The organism is Mesorhizobium caraganae (assembly GCF_016836705.1).
Lineage (GTDB): Bacteria > Pseudomonadota > Alphaproteobacteria > Rhizobiales > Rhizobiaceae > Mesorhizobium > Mesorhizobium caraganae.
On sequence record NZ_JAFCGY010000009.1, the window covers coordinates 145,786 to 169,772 of the forward strand.

Below are 23,987 nucleotides of genomic sequence, written 5' to 3' on the forward strand. Positions count from 1 at the left end.
CAATCTTGGCAAATTTACTACTGCGGTCGCCGGACAATATTCGGCGATGAAACAGGGGGCGCATCATGACTTCGGCAACATTTGCACGGCCTGAGAAATTTCAGGTCGGCAGGGTCCTCAACAACAGCTTCTCCGTCATCGGCCGAAATATCGTCCTGACGGTCGGATTGGCCTTTCTGTTTTCGGGCTTGCCGACGGTCTTGATGCAGTTGTGGACTGAATCGCGCATGCAAGCCATCCTGGCGGTCGATCCTGGCGCTGCGGCCGATCCCACCTTAATGTTTCGCAATTCCTGGGTCACGGTTGTCGCCATTTTCGTCAGCTCCATTTTCGCGCTGCTGCTTCAGTCGGCGCTTGTGCGGGCCACGATCGAAGACCTGAACGGCAAGCGTCCGACCTTCGGCGACAGCCTGCAGATCGCCATTCGCTTTCTGCTGCCGACCCTGGCGATAGGTTTCCTCGTTGCTTTGGGATCGGGCCTGGCCACGATCGCCTTGATCGTGCCCGGCATCATCCTGTGGCTCGGCTGGTCGGTCTCGGTGCCGGTTCTGATCCAGGAGCGGCTTGGCGTGTTCGGCTCGATGTCGCGCAGCCGCGCCCTGACCAAAGGCAGCCGCTGGTCGCTGTTCGGCCTGTTCGTGGTGCTGTTCATCATCGCCATGGTCATCCAGGGGGCGGTTGGCGTGGTTGTCTACCTGTTTCACGGCACTGCCGCTACGATCGTGGCGGGGCTGGTGCAGAGCGTGACGTCGATGCTGCTGTCGGTGGCCGCCGCGGTCAGCTATGTCGAGCTGCGCCAGGTCAAGGAAGGCACCAGCGTCGACGAACTGGCGGAGATCTTCTCATAAGGCGACGCCGCTGCGGTCGGCTGGGCTTCAATGGCAGCAGCTATGCTCCGATTGCACGCTCGTTCGGCACAGGCATGACGAGGTGATCGTCACATCCGCCTTGGTCAGCGCCCCAGCAAGCTTCGCCTGCAGCCCCGGCATCTCCACGCTCTCGCCGCGCCGTTTCAGGCATTCGACCAGCCCGTGCAGCGCCCAGACATTGTCGGGATGCTGGGCGCAGCGTTGCACCCTGCCGCTCAAGCCCAGATCGTCGCGATAGACCTGCTCGGCCTCTTCAGCGTGGCCCTGGTCGAGCAGCAGGGCGGCCAGCGCATGGCGGGGAGGGTGCATCCAGGCCCATGGCTCGGTGTAGGACAGATTGTCGTCGAGCTCGACTGCGTGGCGCAGGTGATCGTAGGCCTCGTCATGCCGGCCCTGGTGATAGGCGAGCTCGCCATCGAGAAGGGCTGCACCGACAGCCAGCGAGGCCCGTGTCGGATTGCTGAGGAAGCGCCGCTCGGCGGGAATGGCATCGACATGCCTGCGGAAGTTCTCGCGTTGGCGCTCGGCCGCAGCGAATTGCTTGAGCGTGGCATGCGCGACGCCCTTGGCGTAGTGCTGCATGGCGGCGGTTAGCACGTAGAGTTCCGGCTCCGCCACCATCGGCTCGTCGACGATCTCCTGCCAGCGGCCGAAGCGCACCTGCACATGCGCGCGCATCGCGTGATAGCCCTCGACCGTCTGTGTCAGCTTTGGCCGGTCCTGGACGGCGACCACGTCGCGCGCGACCAGGCTGCGCACCTTGTCGGCCGCCCACAGCGCCGGCTGGTATTGGCCAAGAAACATGCAGGTGAACATCATCAGATGCAAATCGTGGCAGCAGCCAAGGAGGTAGTAGGTCGTCTCACTGGCATAGGCGAGATAGAGATCGTTGGCCCGCACCGCCTTTTCGCTGGCGAGCTTCGCCTTCTCGTATTCGCCGCACAGAACGTGGATGTGGCCTGGCATGTGGTTCATGTGGCCGGCATCGGGACACATGGTGCCGAGCCGGTCGGCCGAGCGAATGCCGCGCTCCGGCTGCGTCGACATTTCCAGGAGATGGATGTGCAGATGCAGGATCGCCGGGTGCGGCGCAGTGCCGGCTTCGTCCGACAGCCGGATCGAACGCTCACAGACTTCCAGTGCTTCCAGCACATCCGAATTGGGCGCCGGTCTGCCAGTCTTCAAATCCCAAAGCCGCCGAACGGTGCGCATCATCAGCGCCTCGACGGTGAGCGCCATCACATCATGGTCGTCGGGAAAGTTGCGATAGACCGGTCAGGCACAATCTGTGCCAAAATTCGTGGCGATGGCAAATGGCATTCGGCCGGCGCGGCTCATTCGAACCGCGCCGGCCCAAGAGTCCCGGAGGATCACCCCTCCAACCACACCTTCTCAAAATGCTGTTCCAGCGACTGGTGTTGTTCGCAGCCTTGCACGCCCTTGCGGTAGGTGCGGTAGACCGAGCGCCAGTAGGGCTGGATGATGATGCCGGCATCGCGCAGATTCTGCTCGATCCTGGCCATGATCTCCTTGCGCTGGGCGGCATCCGGCGTTGCCAGCGCCTTGTCGAGAAGTTCGTCGAACTCCTTGTCGGCATAGGCGCTTTCGTTCCAGGCAGCGCCCGATTTATAGGCCAGCGCCAGCACCTGGACGCCGAGCGGGCGCCCGAGCCATTCGGTGGTGGAGAAGGGGTATTTGCTCCAGTCGTTCCAGAAGGTCGCCGCCGGCAACACCGTGCGCTTGATCTTCAGGCCGGCCTCGCGCATCTGCGCTGCGATCGCGTCGCCAGTGCTCTTTTGCCATTCGACGTCGACGGAGATCAGGTCGAATTCGTGGTCGGCTTTGCCGGCCTCGGCAAGCAGTTTCTTCGCCTGATCCACGTCACGCTTGGCCGGGCCGATATCGGCAAACTCAGGATGCATCGGGCCGACATGATGGTTGTCGGCGGGCTTGCCGCGACCACCGAGGCCAAGCGCCAGCACGGCCGAATTGTCGACGGCAAGCTGGGCGGCGCGGCGCACCTTGACGTCGTCATAGGGCGCGTTGCCGACATTGAAGCGGGCAACGATGGTCGAGCCGGTAGCGATCTCGGAATTTTGCAAGCCCATCTGCTCGGTCTGCGACACGGCGTCGGAAGCGGTCTCGTGGTCGGTGTCGATCTCGCCGGATTCGAACGCCGACAGCATGGCGTTGGGGTCGGAGCCGTAGTCGACCCATTTGATGCCATCGAGGTAGAAGTCGCCTTTCCACCACGGCTTGTCCTTGCGCTTCACCTCAGCACTTGTCTCGGCATTCCAGCTGACCAGTTCACAGGGACCGGTGGTGATCGCCAGCGCCTTCATCGGGTCGTCGCCGCCCTCATAGGAGCGGTGCATGATCAGCGCCGGATAGTCGGCCATGCCGGCGATCAGCGAGATGTCGGGCTTCGGCAGATTGAGTTTTACGGTGAAGTCGTCGACCTTCTCGATGCCGCCATCGACCGGCTTTTTGGTGTCGGCGTTGACCAGAGCACCCATGCGCGCGGCGACCGAATTGCCGGCAACGGAAGCATCGCACCAGCGGGTCAGATTGTGGATGACATCGTCGGCGTTGAAGGTGTCGCCGTTAGACCAGGTGATGCCCTTGTGCACATGCAGGGTGATTGTTTTCGCATCGTCGCTGGTTTCCCAGCTTTCGAGCAGCCACGGTTCGAAGGTGAAGTCGCGGTTCCAGCGCACCAGATATTCGTTGCAGTGGCGCGCGACATTGGACATTTCGACGCCGTCGAAAGTGCGCGGATCCTTGAAGCCCTTGACGTTCATGGCGACGCGCAAGGTACCGCCCCGCTTCGGCTCCTCGGCCCGGGCAGGCGACGTGCTGAGGCCACCCAGCGCCAGCGCTCCGGCCGCGCTGACGCCGAAGCCGGCCATGATGGCGAGATATTCGCGCCGGCTGACGCCGCCTTTCCTGAAATCATCGGCAACGGGTTTCGCCTGCGGGTGCAGTCTTCTGTCGGTCAGCATGAATTTCATCGTCGTTCCCTCTTTTGTTGGGCGCCCCGACAAATCGCTTCTGTTTGGGAGGGAGATGCGATCGCCGGGGCGCCGTTGCCTGAGCAGGGATGATAGGGCGAGCTGACATTGGGATATGTTCGCTTTTCCGCAATTCTTGTGCGCTGCTCCGCAGTCGCGGCATGGCAAGTCAGAAGTCGCAGCGCGAAGGAAACGGCCTCAGTACGGCCAGTCGTTATTGCCGAGCACGGCGACGGCGGCGATGGCCGCCAGAATGCACAAAAACGCTTCGCCGGCGCGCCCTACATTCTTCCGGGCGCGCAAGAAACTGTGCACCAACCGCGGCTCCTCGTACCACCAGGCGCGGCCGCCGGCGGCGAGGATACGGTCGCGATAGGTCTCGCCATCCGACGACAGTGGATCGCATTCGGCGGTGACGATGACCGTCGGCGGCAGGCCGGAGAAATCGCTGTCTTTGAGCGGCGAGAATGTCGGGTCGTCGGGCGTGTGCGCCGGGCTTGAGCGGATGGCGCGGTAGGTCTCGATGTCGCGCAGCGTCAGCAGCGGCGCCTGTGCGTGCTCGACATAGGAGCCGGCATTCTCGTCGCCGCCGAGGCCGGGATAGATCAGCACCTGGCCGACGGCGTGGCGCGGGTGGCGGCGCGACGCATGCGCGACCGCGGCGGCAAGGTTGCCGCCGGCACTCTCGCCGACAAGCACGATTGGCAGGTCGGTCGTCTGCGCCGCCCATTCGAAGGCGGCAAGCGCATCCTCGAAGGCAGCCGGATGCGGATGTTCCGGCGCCAGCCGATAGTCGGCGGAGACGACGTCGAAGCCGGTGCCGGCGCAGATTTCGGCGCAGATGTCGTCATGACTGTCGAGCCCGCCCAGCACAAACCCGCCGCCATGATAATAGACGACGAGTGCGCGTAGCGGCTTGCCCGCCATACGGTAGTGGCGGATGGGAATAGCGTGCCCTTTATCGCCGGCAATGATGCCGTCGTTTGCGGTTACGCCTTTGGGGTAGCCAAGATGGAAGGCACGGCACATCGCGTCATAGACCGACCTCTGCTCGGCAATCGGCAGTTCGGCGATTTCGGGTGGGAACCAGTCGTTGACCAGGTCGATGTAATCCCACAGCGCCGGGTCGAGCAGGGTGGCGTACTTTCCCCGCCCGGCTGTCTTGAGCTGGTGAAGTGTTCCCATTTTGCGCTCAGAGTTCGCCGTAGAGCCGGCCGGCGTTTTCAAAGGTGAAGCGCAGCGGCACCGAACCCTCGACCTGCCATGCGCTGACGGTGTCGCCCGCCATCAGCCGGCAGGCGTCGATGGTGTTGGTGATGGCGCCGCCATAGAGCCGGTTGGCGAGGTTGAGGATGGCGGTCTGGTGCATGGCGGCACTGCCGCTGCCGCAGGCATCCTTGACCAAAAGTACACGAAAGCCGGATGCGACCGCGTCCTTCACGGTGGCGTCGACGCAGGCCTCGGTCCACACGCCGGCGACGATCAGCCATTCGATGCCGCCGGATTTGAGGTCACGCGCCGCCGGCCCCGAACGGAAGGCGCTGGCCTCCGCCTTGATCAGCAACGCTTCGCCATTGGCCGGCGCCACCTCATGACAGATTTCCGTCAGCGGATCGCTCTTGTCGGAAAAGGCCGACTTGCCGTCGGCATCGAGCGGATGGAACGGCCGCGCCTTGGCGATGTCGACGATATAGGCCCAGTGGTAGAGCGGCACGAAATTGCGCCGCGCCGCCGCCTGCAGGCGCTTGACGTTTGCCAGCACCTCGCCATAGCCTTCGACCAGATAGCGCTTGTCTTGCCGATGCTCCTCCTGGAGGTCGATAAACACCGCCGCCACCGTGCCGCGTTTGATCGAGATCGGGCTTTTCATATGGATGGGCCTGTACCTGTTGCCGCCGACGCCGCTCCGTTCAGCGAGTTGGCGCAGGCTTTGGCGATTAGCCCAAAAGCTCTCGCGACTTCGTCATCCCAGGGCGAAGCAGCCGCGGAGCGGCGTCGCGGAGACCCTGGGATCCATGCCGTGACCTCCGCCGAGGAGTGCAGCGGAGCAGAATTCTGCATTGTTGCGGCGCTCGGGAGTCCCGGCATGGATCCTAGGGTCTGCGCCGCGTCGCTGCGCTCCTTGCTTCGCCCTAGGATGACGATGGGATGGGAGTTCGCGCTGGTTGCCAAGGGATGGGAAACGATCGTCAAACCTGCTTCTCCAGAAATTCATCCTCATAGGGAAAGCGCGACAACAACTCGGTGCCGGTGTCGGTGATCAGGATCTCGTCCTCCAGCTTGACGCCCTCACGGCCGCCTTTCTCGCCGATATAGCTTTCCACGCTGACCACCATGCCGGGCACGATAATGCCGTCGCGGCCATAGGTCTCATAGTCCATGGCATGGGCAATGAATGGCGTCTCGCCATGCATGCCGACGCCGTGCATCACTGAGGTATAGCGCTGGTCGACGAAACGGTCCGGGATTTTCCACGCTTTTTCGGCGATCTCGCGAAAGGCCATGCCCGGCTTGACGATCGAAATATTGTGCTGAACCTGGTCGTGCGCCATGCGGTAGAGCGATTTCTGGTAGTCGGTCGGCTTGCCCGGTCCGCAGCGGAAGGTGCGCGAGAAATCGGAATAGTAGCCGTAGCAGCCGATCGTGTCGGTATCGAGCGCCAAGAGTTCGCCCGGCCGGATCTTGCGGCCGCTGGCTTCGTTGAACCACGGATTGGTGCGCTGGCCGGAGGTGAGCAGCCGCGTCTCGATGAACTCGCCGCCTTGCCGGATGACCTCGCCATACATGATGGCGAACAGCTCGTTTTCGGAAACGCCGGGCTTGATCGCCTCGCGCACGGCGTAGACGGCGGCTTCGGCGCCGGCCATCGACACCTGCAGGCATTTCACTTCCTCAGGCGTCTTGACCGCGCGCACCGCCAGGATTTCGCCCTGGCAATCCCTGACCTCGCAGCCGCGCTTTTCCAGGGCCAGCGCCTGCAGATGGCTGCAGCGGTCGAGCCCAAGTTTCATCGAGCCGCCGCCGTGCTTCTTCAGGAGTTCGGCGATCTCGTCGGCAAACGGGCCGGCGGTTTCGTCGTCGCGGCCCGACACCGAAGACCACACCAGCTTGGACGGCCGCGCCTCGTCGATCGTGTCGAGCACCATCGAAACATGGTAACTCTGCGGATATTCGAACAGCACGATCGGCCCTTCGGTCGGGATAAAGAAATAGCGCGTCGAATTGCGCAGGAAATAGCCGAACATGTTGCGCGAGCCGGTGGCGTAGCGCTGGTTGTAAGGGTCGAACAGCACGACGCCGCCATAGCCGGCCTCGCGCATCCATTGGCGCAACTTGGCAAGCCGTCCTTTTCTCAGTGCGTCGGCATCGATGAAGGACGGCTCGGTGTCCGACAGCCACATGCCGCCGGCCGGGTCAGCCGCAGCCGGATGGCGCATGCGGTCTTTGAAGTCCACATCCTCGGTGCTGTCGGGATCGAATACGACGATGCTCATTGGGTGCGCCTCCTGAAGGCTCGAACATAGCCGGGTGTTGGGTAAAGGCCGCGCGAAAATCCGCAGATGTCGTGCGAAATGCCGCAGGAAGGGCATAGGTACAAAGGGCGATGTTGCGATCCTTCGCGCCCCCCTCTGTCCTGCCGGACATCTCCCCCACAAGGAGGGAGATTAGCAGCTCTCGCGTCCTGCTCGATCTGCAACGTTGGTGATTGGCGAAAGCCGAGGCGACATCTGATCTCCCCCCAAGTGGGGGAGATGTCCGGCAGGACAGAGGGGGGCGCTGTCCCGCCAGTGTTTCAATATTCAGCACACCGAAGAAACTAATGCCGCCGCATCGCCTTCGGCGCATGCCCGTGCTCTTCGCGAAAAGCCCTCGCAAAGCTCGACATCGAGGCAAAGCCGCAGGCCAGCGCCACGTCGCGCACCATCAGCGTTGAATGCGCCAGAAGGTCGGCGGCGCGCCGCAGCCTGAGGCGCCGGTAGTAGCCGTTGGGCGAAATGCTGAGCTCGGTGCGGAAATTGCGCTCCAGCTTGTCGGAGGAGACGCCGAGTCTTGCCGCCAGTTCCGTCATGCCGAGCCGCTCTTCCACCGCATCCTCCATGATGGCGATGGCCGACAGCACCAGCTCGTTCTGGACGCCGGTGCGCAGCCTGAGTGGCATCAGCTTGCGGTCCACACTGGAGCGCAAAGGGCTGTGCACGAACCATTCGGCGACGCCTGCCGCGAGCTCGCCACCATAATCGTTGGTGATGATCTCCAGCATCATGTCGAGGCTGCCGACGCCACCGGCCGAGGTGAAGCGCTTGCGGTCGATGACGTAGAGGTCGCGCCTCAACTCGATGTCCGGAAACGCCTCGGTGAAGGCGGCCTGACTGGTCCAGTGCAAGGTGCAGGCATGGCCGTCGAGCAGACCGGCCCTGGCGAGGAAGAAGGCGGCATCGGCCACCGCGCCGATATGGGCGCCGCCCCGCAGGCTCTTGCGCATCCAGGCAACCGCATCGGCGGCGACAAGCAAGTCGGCATTGCCGCCCGAACAGACGACGATGCGGTCTACCTTCGGCGCGCCTGAGGCTGAGAATCCGGGTTGTATGACAACCCCATTGGACGCCTCGACCGTGCCCTTGTCGGCGCCGACGATCACCCAGCGGTAGCAATCGCGTTTGGCCAGCACATTGGCGGCGCGCAGCGGCTCGATGACCGAACTGAACGCCATCATCGGAAAGCCGGGAAACACCAGCACGGCGAAGGTGAGGGGGCCTTCGTGCGCTGCCGGCTGCACCCGATCCTGTCTTCTGCTGGCATGGACGGTATTCACAATTGTGTATTTCCCAGGCGCGTTATTGGTGGCAGACAGGGATATAGCGGGCATCCTGGTCCGCCGGCAACGGAGACGAACCATGTTTGCGGCTCAGACCATCGACAGCACCGACAAGCCAGCCTTCTACCGCGAACTGGCCACCCAGTTGAAGGCGCTGCTGGAGGGCGAGAGCGACTCGGTCGCCAACGCCGCCAACACATCGGCGCTGATCTTCCAGATGGTGCCCGACCTCAACTGGGCCGGCTTCTATTTCCTGGCCTCCGACGAGGAGCTGGTGCTTGGGCCGTTCCAGGGCAAGCCGGCCTGTGTGCGCATCGCCGTCGGCAAGGGCGTGTGCGGCACCGCAGTCGATCTCGAAATGTCGATGCTGGTCAAGGATGTGCGCGAATTTGCCGGCCATATCGCCTGCGACGCCGACTCGCGCTCGGAACTGGTCGTGCTGCTCAGGGATAATGACGGCGTCTTCGGCCTGATCGACCTCGACAGCCCGACGCCCGGCCGCTTCGACAAGGACGACCAGGCCGGCATCGAGGCACTGGCCGCGATCTATGTCGCGGCAAGCTCGTTCGAGGATTGAGCGGCTTTAAGCGAACTTCACCAGCATCAGGCTGAAGCAGCCGATGAACAGGAAGGCCGAGAAGGCAAGCGCCAGCGGCCGCAGGCCGCGCGAGCGCAGCTGCGAAATGTTGGCCTGCAGGCCCATGGCCGCGAGCCCCATGGTCAGCATGATGGTGGTGCCGAGCGCCATCGCCGACTTCACTTCGGCTGGTACGGTGACCAGGCTGTTCAGCGCTACGACGGCGACGAAAGCGGCGACGAACCACGGCATGGGCGGCCGTGCCGCCGATTGATCGCCTGACCGGTCGCTGCTCGTCTTGCGGCGCGCCATCAGGCCGAGCGCGATGACCATCGGGGCCAGCATGGAAACCCGGGTCAGCTTGGCGACGGTGGCGATCTCGCCGGACTGGGCGCCGTTCTGGAAGCCTGCGCCGATGACCTGCGCCACCTCGTGGATCGAGGCGCCTGCCCACAGACCGAATGCGTGCTGGTCGAGGCCGAGCACCGGCGCCAGCAGCGGGAAGCCAAGCATGGCGACGGTGCCGAACAGCGTGATCGAGGCGACGGCGTAGGTGACGTCTTCGTCGCGCGCATCGGTGACGATGTTGGTGGCGACGATCGCCGAGGCGCCGCAGATCGAGGTGCCGGCGGCAATCAGTTGCGCCAGCTTGGCGTCGACGCCGAGCAGCCGGCCGAGCGTGATGGTGAAGACGAAGGTCGCGCCAAGGGCAGCCGCCACGATGCCGACGCCGCTGGCGCCGATGGAGACGACCTGGCCCAGCGTCAGCTGGAAGCCGAGCAGCACGATGGCAAAGCGCAGCAGGCGCTTTTGCGAGAAGGCGATGCCGGCCTTGGCGTGGGCCGGTGTGCCGAGCACATTGGAATAGATCATGCCGGCTACGACGGCGAGGATCATCGGGCTGAACAAGGCAACGCCGGAGACATTGTGGGCCGAGAACGCCACTGCCGTGATCATCGCCACCAGCACGATGCCGGGGATAACGCCATTCCACACCGAATCGAGCCGCTTGCGGCCCGCAGCCAGATCGGCAGAAATCGTGCTTTTCGGAATATCGTTCGCGATGTGGGTAGCGGAAGACAATGCAATTCTCCAGGCGACTATGCTGGAGGAATGCCATTCCTAAACCAATCTTTCCAACGAATTGTTCTGGTTAGAATGATCGATTTTTACGAACGATTGGTTTTTGAGCTGACGATGGAACACCTCCCGAATTCGACAGGCTGGGCCAATCTCAAAATCTTGACGGGCTGAACTTCCTGTTCCAGCGTGGCGCCATGTTCGTTTTTGCACTCGCCATCACCAAGCGACGTCGCCCCTGCACAGTGCGGAGCGGCAAGGCGATTGCGCGACGACAAAGACCGGCACACTAGATCCCAGTTCATTCGTTTCCAGCCCCGCCGCCACATCAGCCGGCGGGGTTTTCATGTCTGGAGCCTTGCTATGACCAATTCTTCCATCCGGTTTCGGCCGGCCGAACGCGCTGATGCCGCCAAGATCAGGGACATCGTGCGCGCCGCCTATGCCAAATGGGTGCCGGTGATCGGCCGCGAGCCGCTGCCGATGCGCGCCGACTATGACAAGGCGGTGGCCGAGCATCCGTTCGATGTCGCCGTCGAGGATGACCATATTGTCGGCATGATCGAGACCATGCTGGAGGACGATCACCTCTGGATCGAGAATGTCTGCGTCGCGCCGCAGGCGCAGGGCAGGGGGATTGGCCGGCTGTTGCTGGAGCGGGCCGAAGAGAAGGCACGCGCGGCCGGGCGCCGCGAACTGCGCCTGCTGACCAATGGCGCTTTCGAGGCCAATGTGTTGTTGTACAAAAGGCATGGCTATTCGGTCGACCGGGAGGAGCCGTTCATGGGCGGCATGACGGTCTATATGAGCAAGAGATTGACGCGATAGCAGGCAATCGGAAGCATGGATACGACGATGGCAGTCAGCGTCCGGTTGAAGCCACTCTCGGGGCGGTATGCGGTTTCGCGCCTCGAAGCAAAAGAGAGCATTCCCGGCTGGGCCGACGGACCGGGCTTCGTCAGCATCACCAGGACCGAGGACGAGCTTTCGGTGGTCTGCCTGCAGGAGCGGGTGCCAGACGGGGTGAAGCACGACAGGGACTGGGTCGCCCTGAAGCTCCAGGGTCCCTTTGCCTTCGACGAAACAGGCATCGTGCTGTCGGTAATAAAGCCATTGTCGGAAAACGAACTCGGCATTTTTCTGGTATCCACCTTCGATGGCGACCATCTGCTCGTCAAGGTGAAGGATGAAGCGAAGGCGAGAACCCTTCTGGGTGAAGCCGGACATACGATTACAATGTGAGCGAATAGGGAGGATGGCGTGATGCAGGAGGCTGTCCAGGATCTCTGCAGGATTGCGCCGAAGTTGACGGAAAGTCTCAATCTGGAGCAAATTACTGCAGCGCAAAATTGTATCGAATCCCTCGTTTCACCATTATCCACCGACGACAAGCGCGCTGATATCGTTGCTGCCGGCCGATGGCGACACGGCCTACGGGCTCAACTGGTCCATTTTGCATGCGATCGAAGCAGCTCCGCAGTGACCGAAGTGGGACATGCTTCGGGATGAAGGAAATGATTGGGTTCGCAGCTTACGTCAAAGGCTCGTCAATGCCGCTTTCGAGGCCACACAGGAGCTCGGCTCGAAAGCCCACTGATCCGCATCGCCGCCGAGCAACAGCCGCCTGGCTCAATCCCCCGCCCTTGCGTTTGACATCGCTCTTGCCGCATCGTTATCTCTGACGCGATACGACGATCCGGCGATCGCCCCCCAATCACATCAGATCCCGCCCAAGGAGAAACCCATGTCTCACAATCTGCAGTTCTATATCGATGGCGTGTGGGTCGATCCGGTCGTGCCCAACAGTTTCGACGTCATCGACCCCTCGAACGAAGATGCCTTCGCGCAGATTTCGCTCGGCTCCAAGGCCGATGTCGACAAGGCGGTAGCCGCCGCCAAGCGCGCCTTCGACACATTCGGCTTCACTTCGGCCGAAGAGCGCCTCGACATCCTCAACCGCGTCATCGAGATCTACAAGAAGCGCAGCGCCGATCTGGCGCTGGCTGTGTCACGCGAGATGGGCGCGCCGCGCCGGATGGCACTCGACAGCCAGGTCGGCGTCGGCCTGGCGCATCTGCAGAAGATGGCGCAAGTGCTGAAGTCTTTCGAATTCCGCCACGTCAAGGGCTCGTCCCTGATCGTCAAGGAACCGATCGGCGTCGTCGGCCTGATCACGCCATGGAACTGGCCGCTGAACCAGATCACCTGCAAGGTCGGTCCCGCGCTCGCCGCCGGCTGCACAATGGTGCTGAAGCCGTCTGAGATCGCGCCGCTCGACGCCATCATCTTTGCCGAAATCATCGACGAGGCCGGCGTGCCGAAGGGCGTCTTCAACCTCGTCAATGGCGACGGCCCGGGCGTTGGCCAGGCGCTGTCCAGCCACCCCGACATCGACATGATGTCGTTCACCGGTTCGACCCGCGCCGGCATACTGGTCGCCAAGGCGGCCGCCGACACGGTCAAGCGCGTGCATCAGGAGCTCGGCGGCAAGTCGGCCAACATCCTGTTTCCCGATGTCGACCTGGAAAAGGCCGTCGCCAAGGGCGTCGCCGGTTGCTTCAGCAACTCAGGCCAGTCCTGCACCGCGCCGACCCGCATGTTCGTGCCGCGCGACCGCCACGACGAGGCTGCCGGCTATGCCAAAACGGCGGCGGAAAAGTTCACCGTCGGCCCGGCAGATGCGGCCGGCACCAAGCTCGGCCCGGTTGTCAGCCAGATCCAGTTCGACAAGATCCAGGACCTGATCCAGGCCGGCATAGACGAGGGTGCGACGCTGGTGGCGGGCGGGCCGGGGCGTCCGGCCGAGCTTAACCGTGGCTACTATGTCAGGCCGACGGTGTTCGCCGACGTCACGCCGGACATGCGCATCGCCAGGGAAGAAATCTTCGGGCCGGTGCTGGCGATCATGCCGTATGACACCGTGGAGGAGGCGATCGGCATCGCCAACGACACAGTCTATGGCCTGGCCTCCTACATCCAGGCCAAGGACATCCAGAAAGCCCGCGAAGTTGCCGCCCGCATGCGCACCGGCAATGTCTACATCAACTATCCGCAGTGGGATGCCGGCCTGCCCTTCGGCGGCTACAAGCAATCCGGCAACGGCCGCGAATACGCTGAATACGGACTGGAGGATTTCCTCGAGATCAAGGGCATCGCGGGCTACGAGGCGGCGGAGTAGGGCAGGGAGACAAGGCCCTCGCTAGCTCCAATGCAATCGAAGGGGCGCGGTCTCGGCCGCGCCCTCGCTGGTCTCGTCAACCGGGTCACCGCCCTGAGACGGACCGCCGCTTGTCATAGCCGCGGTTTGTCTCGATTATGCCAACCATGGCGCGCGTAAACTCAACCATGCTGTTTGCCGTAATGGCTGCATCGTCGGGACTCTGGCCGACATGTTCGGCGGCTCCGCAACATGACCGGCGGATGCTGTCGTAGTGCGTAACTCTCTCATCATCAGGCAACGCCGCCAAATTGAGGGCGCGACCGTGGATCATGCGCAATAGCTGCGCCAGTGCGGTTTCGACACTCATGCGTTTTACTCCGCATCGGTCGAGCGTCGCGGCACACAAATAGTGCCGGATCGTCGATCGGGAATTGGTCCCGATACGCAAAGGCTCGATCATACTTATTAATATATCGTTGAATGCTAATATGCATGGCCGTACCGATTGAGCGCGGAGACGTTGCGGGCAGATCGGCACCGCCAACGACACCGGGCTGGCCTCCTACATCCAGACCAAGGACATCCAGAAAGCCCGCGAAGTCGCCGCCCGCATGCGCACCGACAATGCTATTGGAATCTTCGCTTGTCTACCCGCTATTCGCGCTCAATACATAAGAGATTATTGACGCGCTAGTCGCGGCGGATTTTGAGATACTGGCTTGGCGTTGGTTAAGCTCGCGCTAATCTATGTTAGAACCTGCCCGACCTTAGCCAGCCTGCAAGGCCAGGGACACCAGATGCCCGGCTGATGCCAGAAGCTGGCAGCAAAAAGCGGGCGTGCTTCAGGAATCCGTCCGCCGTGCGAAATGTTCGTACGTCACGCGCCAGGGGTCGCTCTCCGCGCGTCTCTCCTCGCCGATCCAGTGAAAGCTGTCGGCGGTGATCTCGGTGAACCGCCACCGGGCCTGCAGACCGCGCGAGTCAGCGCCGATCTGGACAATATCCTTGCCCTCGGCCCGCCCGATCTGGCGCGAATAGTCCTGGTTGAGCGGATCGCTCCAGATGATGTGCCAGCCACCGATCCCGGGGTCGAAGACGCGCAAGGTCGTGCCATACATGGTGGACGGGGAAGGGCGCCTGGGCCTGATCCAGATGTCCTGAATGGCGCGGCCTTCCAGCACCCAGCCAAAGTGACATTCGCCGTCCATTTTCTGAACTGTGCCGTTGTTGCGGTGGTGGATCGTCTCCAAGTCCCAGCTGCCAATCAACCATCCATAGAGGTCCATGTCTTTCGCCCGGTCGGCTGGAGGACCTTCAGATCCGAGAGCGGTGAGAAACGTCGTCATGCTGGTCTCCGGGCAAGCCGCGCCAAGACGCTGGGGCTACAACCATTGCAGCGTTGAGGGTTCCGGGTCTTGGGAAAAATTGCTGCAATGCCGCGGCTGCCTTCCGCGTTCGCGCCATTCCAGGTCAATGCGCGAATGCTAATGTAGCGATGGCGGGTACCCCAATGCCCGCCTGGCCGGCGCCTCCTCGGGCAATCTCTTGGATGAGCGGCGCCGGCCGCCGGCTTGGGCGGCGACCAAATTCCTGCCGCAGGAATATCAGGCCAAGCAGGTGGTTATTGCTGGGCAGTTTTGGTAGGCATTCCAATATCGGTCTGTATCCCCAGAACGTCCGCTGCCCAATCGCGCAGTTCCGGAGAAGCATCGCCCGATTTCATGATCGACACGGCTAGTGCTGCCATGTCTGCGGGCGGCTTTTTGGTGGAGGTCGCAAAGGCGAAATAACCGGCCATGATGGCGCATCCCACCGAAATGACCGGTGGGACGATCTGGAGTGTCGTCAAAGCTAATACGCGCCAGCGTCCGGATCGGCCGGGTGCTGAAACCTCATCCTCATCCACAAGGTCGACCATGCTGCTCTGTCCAAAAGCCGCGAGACACAATCCGTAAGGGTGAGCTACATTAGTTAAAATGCAGATAAATCCTGTTACGGAATCCTATTGCTGATGAGCAGCTGTCCTAGTCGGTCTCTCCGGACGGCGCTTCATCTTGCCAGCCGGCCAGCTCCGGCAGGTCGTCGAGCCAGCTCTTCTCCGTCATCGACGCTTGGCCGGCCGGAGGTGCGGCCTCTGTGGCGTTTTGAATGAGCCAGTCCATCCACTTGCGATAGGCGGCAGGAGCCAGCTCGGGCGGCAGCACCTTGGCCTTGGCCAGCATGCGTTTGCGGAAGCTGACTTGCCTGCGCAGCTTGGTCGTCGTGAACTTGATGACCTTGCCCTGGTATTCAACCGTCCAGCGCCCATCGCCGTGGCTGGCGAGCCTGTCGATGGCGAAACCGGCATCGACCGGCCTGTCGCGCCACGGAAGCTCGATGGCATTTCTCCTCAGATCGAGTGCCCACCGCCTGTAGTCAGCCCCTGCGCGCTGGGGCGGCAGCACACCGGCCTGTTCGAGGATTTTCCTGCGAAAGGTCGGCTGCTTCTTGATCTGGCCTGTCGTCAGCTCGATGCGATGCCCGCGAAATTCGACGTGCCAGCGGATCCTGCCATTGCCGACATACTTCACCAGCCTGTCGATGACGAACTCCTCATCGGATAGCGTCACGCAGCCTTGGCCGATGCTTTCGAGAATGTACTGGCTATCGGTGGGCATGACGCGACCTTGGGCAGGAACCTTTGACGAAGCTTAGCCAGTACCACAAACCAGCCAATCTTTTCGCTCCGGGAATCTCGCCCCGAGCGGCCGGTTTGCGGCTGCCCGTCTGTGACACACCTCATTGACGCACCGTTTCGCCCGGTGCTGTAATCGGGCACGAAGAGCCTTGATCGCGACCCCATGAACGACACCAGCGCGAACAGCAAAGAGGTCGACGCCACCGCGACGCGGGCCTTCGGCATTGAAAAATATCTGTTCAAGAAGATCCCCTGGGCGCTGGGTTTCATGGCTCTTGCCATCTTGGTCCTGTTTCTCGCGCGCGGCGGTGACAGCAGCGACGACAGCGAGGCGAGGGTGGTCGCATTGTTCATCATCTTTGCCAGCCTCGCCTACATCGGCTTCGCCTTTCATCGTCGCAACAGCCCGCGAAAGCCGATGCTCGGGCTGTCTCCCTCCGGCATCCTGTTCCGTATCGCGAAGAACAAGGAACTCCACATTCCGTGGAGCGAGATCCACGGTCTCGAACTGATAGACATCAGGGGGGCGAAGGGTCATATCTTCCGCGACGTGACGGCCGCGCTTGTGTCGCGGGAATTTTTCGACGCCAACAATCCGGTCAAATCGTGGTGGTGGCGGAGTCCCGGTTGGGACGTCCACTTCGTTCCCAGGGACGAGATGGTGCAAGTCGCCTTCCACCACGACCTGCTGACCGTAACGGCCGACGAGTTGTGGCAGGAAATAGAGACGCGCTGGCGCGTATTCAGCGGCAGCCCGTCGGCGCCGCTGCTGGCGACGCCGCGCGTGGTCAGGGAGCGCGGCTGGATTTTCGGCTGGAAGCCGACACCGCCGCAGCAGCGCGCCGGTGCCGCCATGCTGGCCGTCGCGGCGGTGGCGATGACCTATTTCTGGCAATATCTGCACGCCTGGATCACCTTTCCCGATTTCAACGGGGATACCGGCACGTATTATCTAAGCCAGGCATTCGACCAGACCGGCGTTTATGCACGCCTCCCCGGCAAGGGCGTGGTTGTCCTGCGCCGTAGCGATTTTTCCGGGATCGGCGTGACGCGCTGCCGCAGCGATATCGAGCGCGATCCGGCGCGCAGCGGCCTGACGCCAGCATACACCGCGTTCGCCATCTGCTCGACGGAAATGCCGCACGTGTCTGGCATAGCGGTTCGAACCATCTTCAAGCTCGCCGGGCGGACGTTCACGTCGAAGGACTGGCAGGACAAGCCGGTCGGATACAGCGCGATCTGGCCGGTGGAAATGAGCGTCGAGGAGGTCAGCGCCAGGCTTTGCGAGCTCGGTGTCTGCGCAGACGCTTGAGCGCCGCAAAACTCATTGGCGTTAGGGTTTTGACCACGTTGATAGTCCGGTGTGGAAGTGCGGTAACGCCGCGCTGCCGCCGGACCTGCAACCAGCCTAAGTCAACGGTTCAATGTTCTATGATCCCAGGAGCCGAACGCTGCTATCGCGACGCAGTTCGGAATCGGCGCGGTCGACGCCTTCAACCGTGATCGCGATTGTCCCGTTCTCAATTCTTGCGATCCATCCCTTCGCCTTCATGTACCAGAGATGGAACTCGAGATGCTCTCGCGGACAGCCCAATAACCGTTCGATTTCGACGTCGCCAATGCCGGGGTTGCTGACATCCTGGCGGCGCTTCACATAGAGCAGAGAAAGCAGTTTGGCCTGGACCACAGCGTCCTTCTGAATGCCTTTGCCGTCGCTTGCTTCCTCGGCCAATTGAAGGCGCAGACCGGCATGCTCTCGATAGGAGATGTCGTATTGGGCGCGCTTGACCGGATCTTTCAGGACATTGTGTGCTTCTACGATTTCACTGAAGCGGGCTTCATTTCCGGTTTGCTGATTGTCGGGATGATAGCGCATCGCAAAATAGCGAAATATTCGCTCAAGCGTCTCCGAGTTGGCGTTGGGGCTGATTTCCAAGAGTTCGTAGTAATCGACGAACAATGCGCTGCTCCCTCAAACATCGCCCCCGAAAAGCCAAGAGCCTGGGCCGCCTTATTCCCGTGCCATGGTGAAGATTCTGGCGCGGCTCGCCGCTTAGTCAAGGGGTTGCTAATGTAGACAATATGCGGTGACCCACCAAGCGGCCCGACAGAGTCCGTTGGGGTGAATTCGACTTACCGCCGGGCCTAACCGACTCGGGGCTGGCGAGCCGGCTAATGCCACCCTAGTATTAGCAACTCCGCAACAGAACCCGGCGCGGACGTTTTCCCCAGATCAGATCACCTTGCTTTCACGCAGTCCCATTTCGGGAAATAATTACTGGCATGAGTCTTGCTGCACGAGCTTGCCGGCTGACCCCGGTCCTGATCGCGTATTCTGATCAGGTTGTAGGCTCGCCGGGCTTGAGGCTGTTGGGGTCTTCGCTCGGCGAGTTTGCCATAGCTTCACTCGTGTCACGCATGTCGATGTCGACTCTTTGGCACGCCGTATGAAATGCGAGAACGGCGAGGACCACGGCTCGCTAGACGTCGAAGCGTTTGCCCCTACAGGGCGCGAGGCAGTCGGACTGCGCATCCGCCGTCTGGTTGCAATCAAGATCAACCGTGATCCGATTTGGCGAGACGATCCAGCGTAGGAGAACAGCAATGGCTAGTCTGGGGCCGGCGCCCTCCTTTCGACACTGAACAAACCAGAGGGCGCCGAGCCTTATAGCGACGGCGCTTTGAGGGAAGCGCGCCGAGTAGTGAGTATACCGCTCTCGCTGGAGTTGTGGGAATACAGTCTTTTGGACGATGGTCCGCAGCGAACGCCGGTGAAGATGGCCGGCGCCGCAAGGGCGCTTGTTGGGGTGCCTTAGGCGGGGGGCGCCGGCCATGGCGGAAAATGGGGTCCGCCGCGAAGATAGTCTAACAGACGGGCCGCCGTTGCATATGGTGTGATCGCGGAAGAGACTGTGCCGTTCGGGAGCGCGCCGCCGGCCCGACGCGTCTTGTAGCAGGGCGGCCCAGCGGCATGGTCTAGGGGACTTGTGGCGGCTGCCGCTGGGCCTGACCAGTCTGGCTTGAACGAGGCGCGGTGCTGGCTGACTTAAGAATGAGCGCAAGCTACTTTGAAGGCAATCGGCGTCGTCTCATACGTTCGCTTCTGCAGCCTCAGCCAATTTGCTTAGTTGCGACCTGCGGCCGATCTAAATCCTGCGGACCGCCCGCTTAGAAAATGGCCGGCGCCTGCTTGGGAGGTCGCCTGATCAAAGGACCCAAGCCGGCCGCCTGGCAGGCCTATTGCGCCCTCTGTCTCTTGGCTTGTGCGGCAATAGCGCAGAGGAAAGCCAATGCGCCAGCGTCGCATGCCGTCCTCGATGGTCCTTTGGCAAAAAGCACGGCGTCCGCAATTGGGATCGTAAGGCCGTACTTTTGGGCGAAAGAGGTGATTTCGTACGGCTGATCTTCAGATGGATGGCGGATGTCGAATTCGAAATCCATTATCTAGTTCCTCCCAGTTCGCGACCCTTCCACTCCTTGGCTCGATGCAAAATTAAACTACCGACGCGTCGCGCGAGTCCAGCAATTGGAAATTGTGTAAAACGATACACTTTCAGTCGCGCCAACATTGGCTTGCCAGCGCCTTCGAGATCAGGAATATAATCCTCCGGTGCGGCGACCCCTCCAACGGAGTTCGCCATGCCCCACAAGATGCTCGCCGATACCCTGGCCGCCCGCGAATCCATCTCTGTGAACTGCGGGCATCCGATATGCTGCAGATCGACAAAGCTCGACATCCAGGCGCTGATCGGCCGCCTCGGGCCGGATCATGGTTCCATGCATTGGGATCTGTTCCACCTGTTCGGATGCTCGGATTGCAAGGCCGCAGGCCGCGATCGCCGGCCGGTGTTCTTCACCTGCATTCCCGATTGTGAGGGCCTTGGCGCGCAGCCGCGACTGGAAGCCGACGTTCGATCGCTGACCTGGCGGCCCAAAAAATGATCAAGGAAGCATTCCATGGCCCGGCGTTCCTACCTCAAACTGATGGGGACCAAGGTCTCAGACTTACTAGTGCAAAGGCCTAATCGGCCCTGTTCGGTTCCGGCAATGTCCATTGGACGTTCCGTATTTTAGCGATTGCGCATAATGGTCATCGCCCCAGGAGGCCTGCAACCTACCTCATTGGACCATCTTGCATTCCAGATTCGGCGTTGCACTCTCCATCGGTTGCGGTCCGCTTCAGGGGAAACGCTCAAAGCCCATGGTTGACCAGGGAGAGGTGACCAGGATTGTTCAAGAAACAAGTGTGCTTCCGCCTTGAAGAGGCCCGCCACCGTTAGGCGGCGGGCCAAATACAGGAGAACGAACTTGGACATCTTAATAGCGCTTGCCGCACTGGCCATGTCTCTGCTTGCTCTCGGTATGTCCTTCTATTTCTGGAAGCGCCAGTTTCGCCCGATCGTAACGGCTGCAGTTAAAACTCATAGCGGCGGGAACAATGAGATCGCCTATAAGCTCGTCGTGCTGAATTCCGGATCAATTCCCGCGACAAATATCCGCCTGATCGTGTACGACCGGGCGGGGCTCAAAGCGGCGCTTGGAGCCGGTGCCAGTGAGGATAACCAAAATCGGTGGCTGGCGTGTTTCCATGAATCAACGGAAATTCCGCTCCTCCAAAACGGCGACAAGACGTCATGCTCATTTGGGATGACGCACATGGATCCGCAGCAAAGCTTCTGGAAACCGCAGGCGATGTTTCCGATCCGCATCGTGTATCATGACTGGTTCGGCGCCAAGTACGATTCGGACCCACTTAACATGTTGCAGATTGCCGACTCCGACCGCTTCACCGCTCCCCGCCGGTGAAAAGTCGTCACCAAATCGCTGGAGATGGCCAAGGAGATCGGCGACAAGGCGCGGTTCGAGGAGATCACGCCGAAGGTGAAGAAGGGCTAGGGCAGCAGGATAGAGGCGCCCAGCACGGCCATCAGGAAGCAAGCGACCATGCCGATCATGTCGCGCTGCCTGTAGCGCCAGACCGCGCCAGCGAGGATGACGATGTGATCCAGGGCAGCTGTGAGGCTTATTGGACAGTAGGTTTGGGTATGAACTTGGGCGATTGTAAATCGTGGCCCAACTTTGTTGCCTGAGCGGGCCTAAGTATGATCGGAACAACATCACCTTCGGCGGGGTAAAGCAGTAAGACGACACCGCCGACTACTTCACTCATGGCTACCTCCCACTTGTCGATGGTGATAGCGGCCTTCTCGATATTGCGTGCCATTTGCTGCCCCTTGCCCCGCGGTAGCATCGCGCAACCTGTGCGCGAACGCAAGCTTCGCTTCCCGCGGACTAGGCGAAAAAGCCTAGCCGGCATTGCTTTCGCCGGCTTGCCGCATCCCCAGCGAGGCTGAATTGGCGGCTCGCTCCTTGAGGGGCTACGACAATGAATGCGCATATGAAGGGGTATCGGGGGGCGAGCCGGTGGCAGATGCAGCGGGCTGGCGTTTCGAACTAGGTGAGTTCGTAACACACAAAGACCAAAGCTTACCGTCGCTAGTGATGGGGGCGGGTTAGGACGACCAAAGGATGCGAGATTTACGGCGTGCGCTCATTCGCCATCTTGGATCCCTGTAGGGATCGCATGATTGAGGGCGACTGCCTCAAGCCGATCGATGACGAGGCATGGTCAGACTGCCTGCTCGCTGGCACGCAATACGACCCGCGTGTTGCCGTCTGATAACTTTGCGCAGTGTGAAAAACCCGCTGCCTGGGGAGAGGCAGCGGGTTGATTTCAAGCTCGCGGGGGGGTGAGCTTGGCACGCCATCGCTTGGGAGGGGTAGATGGCCGACACCTAATAAAGTAGCGGCTACAATTCCGCGCCGCAATTGTGCGAAGGTGTTGCCGCCCTAAACGAAGGCGCTACCGGATCACATGAAGGTTTATCCCGCTTCGGCGGGGTCCTTCTATTTGCTGAAATTCTGTTAGCCGGTCGCCAAACTCCGGGCTGCCTCCTCGATCGCCTCGCGGTCATTGCCCAACCTATCAATTAGGTCTTGGGCTTGGTCGCCCGTAATGCCGGTACGCATCGCCAGCGCCTCTACCGTCATGACGTCGGAACTGGCGGCCTCAGCACGCCGCTGCTTTCTCGTCTTGGCCGATAGCACCATCGCTCCAGCGGCACTTGGTTCGGTAAATGCGTGATCAGTTTCCAATTGATTCTCGCGCTCGATTTCTGCCTCAGCTTGGTGCCAATGTTTCTCTGGGTCGCCATGCACGCCGCCTTCGCGCTCCCAAATTTCGTATGCTCGTTGCTGAATTTTTTCGTGCCGTTCGTCGCCCATGTTGAGTCCTCCGTGAATTCTCTCTCAACGCGGAGGAGGGCGGAATGATCCCACCGCGGAAATGCAAATTTGCCATGTTGCTATTCGCGGCCTCCGATCCTTACCACTCCTTACAAATCAAGGGCTTACGTTGCTACGCATTTGGGGACCAGCAACATGGTTCGGGGCGGATTTGGTAGCTAAGTGATTGATTTTGTTTGGCTGGGGAACCTGGATTCGAACCAGGACTAACGGAGTCAGAGTCCGTGGGTCTACCGTTAACCTATTCCCCAGCAGGCGCTGTCGCGCTGGTGGGCCGCCGAAGCAGCCGCGCGTGCCTTGTAGCCGCCGCCGGAAAATAGTCAAGCCTGCGTTGCGTTTCAATCATGGGCTTTTGGTTTGCTCCGTTGATACGCGGGCAGGGCGCTACGTCTCGCCTCGGCTGTATTGCGAATGCTCGAAGAACAGCACCACGCCAAGCGCGATCAGCAGCGGGATGATCAGGTAGAACAGCCGAAACACCAAAAGCGCTGCCAGCACGCCGACCGGGTCCATCTGCGAAAGCCCGGCCAGGAACACGACCTCGAACACGCCGAGCCCGCCCGGCGCGTGCGAGATCTGCGCTACCGAGAACGACACCAGGAACACGCCGAGGATGACGAAATAGCCGGGATTGCCGGCCACGGGCAGGGCAAAGAAGATGATTGCCGCCGCCGCCAGCAGCTCGATCGGGCCGATCAGCAATTGCCGCGCCACGATCGGCAGCGCCGGGTAGTGCAGCTGGAAGCCGGCGATTTTCAGCGGCTTCAGATGCAGCCAGCTGCCGAAGATATAGGCGCCGACCAGAATGAGCAAAGCGATGCCGGCGGCGATCGCCAGCCCGCGGTGGGGTGCGCCGGAAAAGCGGTCGATGATTGCAGGCTCGAACACCAGCACCAGGCCGCCAACCAGCAGGCTGGAGAGCACGAAGGTGATCCAGCAGATCGCCACCAATATGCCGACATCCTGGCCGGTCAGTCCCCTGGTGCCATAGGCGCGGTAGCGGATCACCGCGCCCGATAACACCGAGCCGCCAATATTGTGCGACAGCGCGTAGGTGGTGAAGGAGCAGAAGGTGACGAACAGCCACGACACTTTCTTGCCGATATGCAAGAGCGCGATGTGGTCGTAGCCGGCAAGCGAGGCGTAGGCGACCACCGAACTCAGCGCCGCCAGCACCCAGCCGCGGGTGGGGATGGCGACGATGCCGTCCCAGACATCGTCGAGCGAGATGCCGCGCAGCTCATGCCACAGCAACAGCAGCGAGAAGATCACCGCTGCAATGCCGATGACCGGCCACAGATAGCGCCTCCAGTTCATGGAGTTCTCGTCATGCGTTGCTGCCCATCGCCCAGGCGGGCGTGAAAAAATCCGCGATTCACCAATATTGCCCTCATTTCAGAAATGCCTCATTGAAGCCGGCTATTCAATCGGACAAGCCCCGCTATTCAACGCGGGCGAGCGTTGCCGCTGCATGATGCCGGCAAAATTTGC

At 61.5% G+C, this 23,987-nt stretch carries 23 protein-coding genes, 1 tRNA gene and 1 pseudogene; 8 read left to right on the forward strand and 17 right to left on the reverse strand.

All coding sequences use genetic code 11. From position 1 onward, the window contains the following. Window positions 1-65 precede the first annotated feature (65 nt). Window positions 66-848: a hypothetical protein gene (locus tag JQK88_RS18140; RefSeq protein ID WP_203279013.1), complete on the forward strand. Its 783-nt coding sequence runs from the start codon at window positions 66-68 to the stop codon at window positions 846-848. Between the two features lie 27 nt (window positions 849-875). Here JQK88_RS18140 and JQK88_RS18145 read toward each other — a convergent pair. The 6 genes and pseudogenes from JQK88_RS18145 to JQK88_RS18170 all read right to left on the reverse strand — a co-directional run. After that, window positions 876-2,141, reverse strand: a pseudogene (locus JQK88_RS18145) (hypothetical protein); the annotation flags it as partial. A gap of 98 nt (window positions 2,142-2,239) precedes the next feature. Continuing rightward, window positions 2,240-3,880, reverse strand: coding sequence for an ABC transporter substrate-binding protein (locus JQK88_RS18150; RefSeq protein WP_203279014.1), 1,641 nt, complete (start codon window positions 3,878-3,880; stop codon window positions 2,240-2,242). 198 nt (window positions 3,881-4,078) lie between these two features. Continuing rightward, window positions 4,079-5,065 carry an alpha/beta hydrolase gene (locus JQK88_RS18155; RefSeq protein ID WP_203279015.1) on the reverse strand — a complete coding sequence of 329 codons (987 nt, stop codon included), beginning with the start codon at window positions 5,063-5,065 and terminating at the stop codon, window positions 4,079-4,081. 7 nt (window positions 5,066-5,072) lie between these two features. Further along, on the reverse strand, window positions 5,073-5,750 hold the full coding sequence (locus tag JQK88_RS18160; RefSeq protein ID WP_203279016.1) for an isochorismatase family protein: 678 nt from the start codon (window positions 5,748-5,750) through the stop codon (window positions 5,073-5,075). Between the two features lie 319 nt (window positions 5,751-6,069). Beyond that, on the reverse strand, window positions 6,070-7,374 hold the full coding sequence (locus tag JQK88_RS18165) for a M24 family metallopeptidase (RefSeq protein WP_203279017.1): 1,305 nt from the start codon (window positions 7,372-7,374) through the stop codon (window positions 6,070-6,072). 323 nt (window positions 7,375-7,697) lie between these two features. Then, on the reverse strand, window positions 7,698-8,594 hold the full coding sequence (locus JQK88_RS18170) for a GlxA family transcriptional regulator (protein ID WP_246749910.1): 897 nt from the start codon (window positions 8,592-8,594) through the stop codon (window positions 7,698-7,700). Between the two features lie 181 nt (window positions 8,595-8,775). Between JQK88_RS18170 and msrC the strand changes: the two genes are divergently transcribed. Next, complete coding sequence (gene msrC / locus JQK88_RS18175; protein WP_203279019.1) at window positions 8,776-9,273, forward strand: free L-methionine (R)-S-oxide reductase MsrC; 498 nt, start codon at window positions 8,776-8,778, stop codon at window positions 9,271-9,273. Window positions 9,274-9,279: 6 nt separating this feature from the next. On the opposite strand, the gene JQK88_RS18180 is transcribed toward msrC, so the two are convergent. Next, the gene (locus tag JQK88_RS18180) at window positions 9,280-10,356 is read right to left on the reverse strand and encodes a YeiH family protein (RefSeq protein ID WP_203279020.1); all 1,077 of its coding nucleotides are present in this window, start codon (window positions 10,354-10,356) and stop codon (window positions 9,280-9,282) included. 360 nt (window positions 10,357-10,716) lie between these two features. On the opposite strand from JQK88_RS18180, the gene JQK88_RS18185 reads away from it, so the two are divergent. The 3 genes from JQK88_RS18185 (at window position 10,717) to JQK88_RS18195 (ending at window position 13,531) form a co-directional block, all read left to right on the forward strand. Then, a complete protein-coding gene (locus JQK88_RS18185; protein WP_192253073.1) occupies window positions 10,717-11,181 on the forward strand; it encodes a GNAT family N-acetyltransferase in 465 nt (154 codons plus the stop codon). Between the two features lie 27 nt (window positions 11,182-11,208). Beyond that, window positions 11,209-11,595: an ACT domain-containing protein gene (locus JQK88_RS18190; RefSeq protein ID WP_192254295.1), complete on the forward strand. Its 387-nt coding sequence runs from the start codon at window positions 11,209-11,211 to the stop codon at window positions 11,593-11,595. A 502-nt stretch (window positions 11,596-12,097) separates the two neighbouring features. Further along, window positions 12,098-13,531 carry an aldehyde dehydrogenase family protein gene (locus tag JQK88_RS18195; RefSeq protein ID WP_203279021.1) on the forward strand — a complete coding sequence of 478 codons (1,434 nt, stop codon included), beginning with the start codon at window positions 12,098-12,100 and terminating at the stop codon, window positions 13,529-13,531. An 85-nt stretch (window positions 13,532-13,616) separates the two neighbouring features. On the opposite strand, the gene JQK88_RS18200 is transcribed toward JQK88_RS18195, so the two are convergent. From JQK88_RS18200 to JQK88_RS18215, 4 genes are all read right to left on the reverse strand, one after another. Then, complete coding sequence (locus JQK88_RS18200) at window positions 13,617-13,880, reverse strand: hypothetical protein (RefSeq protein WP_192253083.1); 264 nt, start codon at window positions 13,878-13,880, stop codon at window positions 13,617-13,619. A gap of 475 nt (window positions 13,881-14,355) precedes the next feature. Then, window positions 14,356-14,859: a hypothetical protein gene (locus JQK88_RS18205; protein WP_203279022.1), complete on the reverse strand. Its 504-nt coding sequence runs from the start codon at window positions 14,857-14,859 to the stop codon at window positions 14,356-14,358. A 275-nt stretch (window positions 14,860-15,134) separates the two neighbouring features. Continuing rightward, complete coding sequence (locus tag JQK88_RS18210; protein ID WP_203279023.1) at window positions 15,135-15,431, reverse strand: hypothetical protein; 297 nt, start codon at window positions 15,429-15,431, stop codon at window positions 15,135-15,137. 106 nt (window positions 15,432-15,537) lie between these two features. Beyond that, window positions 15,538-16,170, reverse strand: a complete 633-nt coding sequence (locus JQK88_RS18215) for a hypothetical protein (RefSeq protein WP_203279024.1) — start codon at window positions 16,168-16,170, stop codon at window positions 15,538-15,540. Between the two features lie 183 nt (window positions 16,171-16,353). On the opposite strand from JQK88_RS18215, the gene JQK88_RS18220 reads away from it, so the two are divergent. Further along, entirely contained in the window at window positions 16,354-17,502 is a 1,149-nt protein-coding gene (locus JQK88_RS18220; RefSeq protein ID WP_203279025.1) for a hypothetical protein, read from the forward strand. A 117-nt stretch (window positions 17,503-17,619) separates the two neighbouring features. Here the strand turns inward: JQK88_RS18220 and JQK88_RS18225 are convergent, their stop codons facing one another. Then, window positions 17,620-18,150, reverse strand: a complete 531-nt coding sequence (locus JQK88_RS18225; protein ID WP_192253100.1) for a J domain-containing protein — start codon at window positions 18,148-18,150, stop codon at window positions 17,620-17,622. Window positions 18,151-19,427: 1,277 nt separating this feature from the next. After that, a complete protein-coding gene (locus JQK88_RS18230; RefSeq protein ID WP_192253103.1) occupies window positions 19,428-19,631 on the reverse strand; it encodes a hypothetical protein in 204 nt (67 codons plus the stop codon). A gap of 198 nt (window positions 19,632-19,829) precedes the next feature. On the opposite strand from JQK88_RS18230, the gene JQK88_RS18235 reads away from it, so the two are divergent. Together JQK88_RS18235 and JQK88_RS18240 are read left to right on the forward strand one after the other, a co-directional pair. After that, window positions 19,830-20,132 carry a hypothetical protein gene (locus tag JQK88_RS18235; RefSeq protein ID WP_192253106.1) on the forward strand — a complete coding sequence of 101 codons (303 nt, stop codon included), beginning with the start codon at window positions 19,830-19,832 and terminating at the stop codon, window positions 20,130-20,132. Window positions 20,133-20,498: 366 nt separating this feature from the next. Further along, window positions 20,499-20,996: a DUF8453 domain-containing protein gene (locus JQK88_RS18240; protein ID WP_192253109.1), complete on the forward strand. Its 498-nt coding sequence runs from the start codon at window positions 20,499-20,501 to the stop codon at window positions 20,994-20,996. Window positions 20,997-21,213: 217 nt separating this feature from the next. Here JQK88_RS18240 and JQK88_RS18245 read toward each other — a convergent pair whose 3' ends face one another. The 4 genes from JQK88_RS18245 to JQK88_RS18260 form a co-directional block, all read right to left on the reverse strand. Then, window positions 21,214-21,414, reverse strand: coding sequence for a hypothetical protein (locus tag JQK88_RS18245; protein ID WP_192253112.1), 201 nt, complete (start codon window positions 21,412-21,414; stop codon window positions 21,214-21,216). Between the two features lie 701 nt (window positions 21,415-22,115). After that, entirely contained in the window at window positions 22,116-22,475 is a 360-nt protein-coding gene (locus JQK88_RS18250) for a DUF2934 domain-containing protein (RefSeq protein WP_203279026.1), read from the reverse strand. Between the two features lie 198 nt (window positions 22,476-22,673). Then, window positions 22,674-22,747, reverse strand: a tRNA-Gln gene (locus tag JQK88_RS18255). A 133-nt stretch (window positions 22,748-22,880) separates the two neighbouring features. Then, window positions 22,881-23,813 (reverse strand): lysylphosphatidylglycerol synthase domain-containing protein, encoded by a 933-nt coding sequence (locus JQK88_RS18260; protein WP_192253118.1) that lies wholly within the window; start codon window positions 23,811-23,813, stop codon window positions 22,881-22,883. Window positions 23,814-23,987: the final 174 nt, after the last annotated feature.

Excerpts from the sequence above, each read along its gene's own strand:
- JQK88_RS18200 (WP_192253083.1), bottom strand. The coding sequence starts at position 13,880 with ATGAGTGTCGAAACCGCACTGGCGCAGCTATTGCGCATGATCCACGGT.
- JQK88_RS18250 (WP_203279026.1), bottom strand. The coding sequence starts at position 22,475 with ATGGGCGACGAACGGCACGAAAAAATTCAGCAACGAGCATACGAAATT.
- JQK88_RS18205 (WP_203279022.1), bottom strand. The coding sequence starts at position 14,859 with ATGACGACGTTTCTCACCGCTCTCGGATCTGAAGGTCCTCCAGCCGAC.
- JQK88_RS18140 (WP_203279013.1), top strand. The coding sequence starts at position 66 with ATGACTTCGGCAACATTTGCACGGCCTGAGAAATTTCAGGTCGGCAGG.
- JQK88_RS18230 (WP_192253103.1), bottom strand. The coding sequence starts at position 19,631 with ATGGATTTCGAATTCGACATCCGCCATCCATCTGAAGATCAGCCGTAC.
- JQK88_RS18220 (WP_203279025.1), top strand. The coding sequence starts at position 16,354 with ATGAACGACACCAGCGCGAACAGCAAAGAGGTCGACGCCACCGCGACG.
- JQK88_RS18165 (WP_203279017.1), bottom strand. The coding sequence starts at position 7,374 with ATGAGCATCGTCGTATTCGATCCCGACAGCACCGAGGATGTGGACTTC.
- JQK88_RS18245 (WP_192253112.1), bottom strand. The coding sequence starts at position 21,414 with ATGGCACGCAATATCGAGAAGGCCGCTATCACCATCGACAAGTGGGAG.
- JQK88_RS18195 (WP_203279021.1), top strand. The coding sequence starts at position 12,098 with ATGTCTCACAATCTGCAGTTCTATATCGATGGCGTGTGGGTCGATCCG.
- JQK88_RS18260 (WP_192253118.1), bottom strand. The coding sequence starts at position 23,813 with ATGAACTGGAGGCGCTATCTGTGGCCGGTCATCGGCATTGCAGCGGTG.
- JQK88_RS18150 (WP_203279014.1), bottom strand. The coding sequence starts at position 3,880 with ATGAAATTCATGCTGACCGACAGAAGACTGCACCCGCAGGCGAAACCC.
- JQK88_RS18185 (WP_192253073.1), top strand. The coding sequence starts at position 10,717 with ATGACCAATTCTTCCATCCGGTTTCGGCCGGCCGAACGCGCTGATGCC.
- msrC (WP_203279019.1), top strand. The coding sequence starts at position 8,776 with ATGTTTGCGGCTCAGACCATCGACAGCACCGACAAGCCAGCCTTCTAC.
- JQK88_RS18235 (WP_192253106.1), top strand. The coding sequence starts at position 19,830 with ATGCCCCACAAGATGCTCGCCGATACCCTGGCCGCCCGCGAATCCATC.
- JQK88_RS18210 (WP_203279023.1), bottom strand. The coding sequence starts at position 15,431 with ATGGTCGACCTTGTGGATGAGGATGAGGTTTCAGCACCCGGCCGATCC.
- JQK88_RS18215 (WP_203279024.1), bottom strand. The coding sequence starts at position 16,170 with ATGCCCACCGATAGCCAGTACATTCTCGAAAGCATCGGCCAAGGCTGC.
- JQK88_RS18190 (WP_192254295.1), top strand. The coding sequence starts at position 11,209 with ATGGCAGTCAGCGTCCGGTTGAAGCCACTCTCGGGGCGGTATGCGGTT.
- JQK88_RS18155 (WP_203279015.1), bottom strand. The coding sequence starts at position 5,065 with ATGGGAACACTTCACCAGCTCAAGACAGCCGGGCGGGGAAAGTACGCC.
- JQK88_RS18160 (WP_203279016.1), bottom strand. The coding sequence starts at position 5,750 with ATGAAAAGCCCGATCTCGATCAAACGCGGCACGGTGGCGGCGGTGTTT.
- JQK88_RS18170 (WP_246749910.1), bottom strand. The coding sequence starts at position 8,594 with ATGATGGCGTTCAGTTCGGTCATCGAGCCGCTGCGCGCCGCCAATGTG.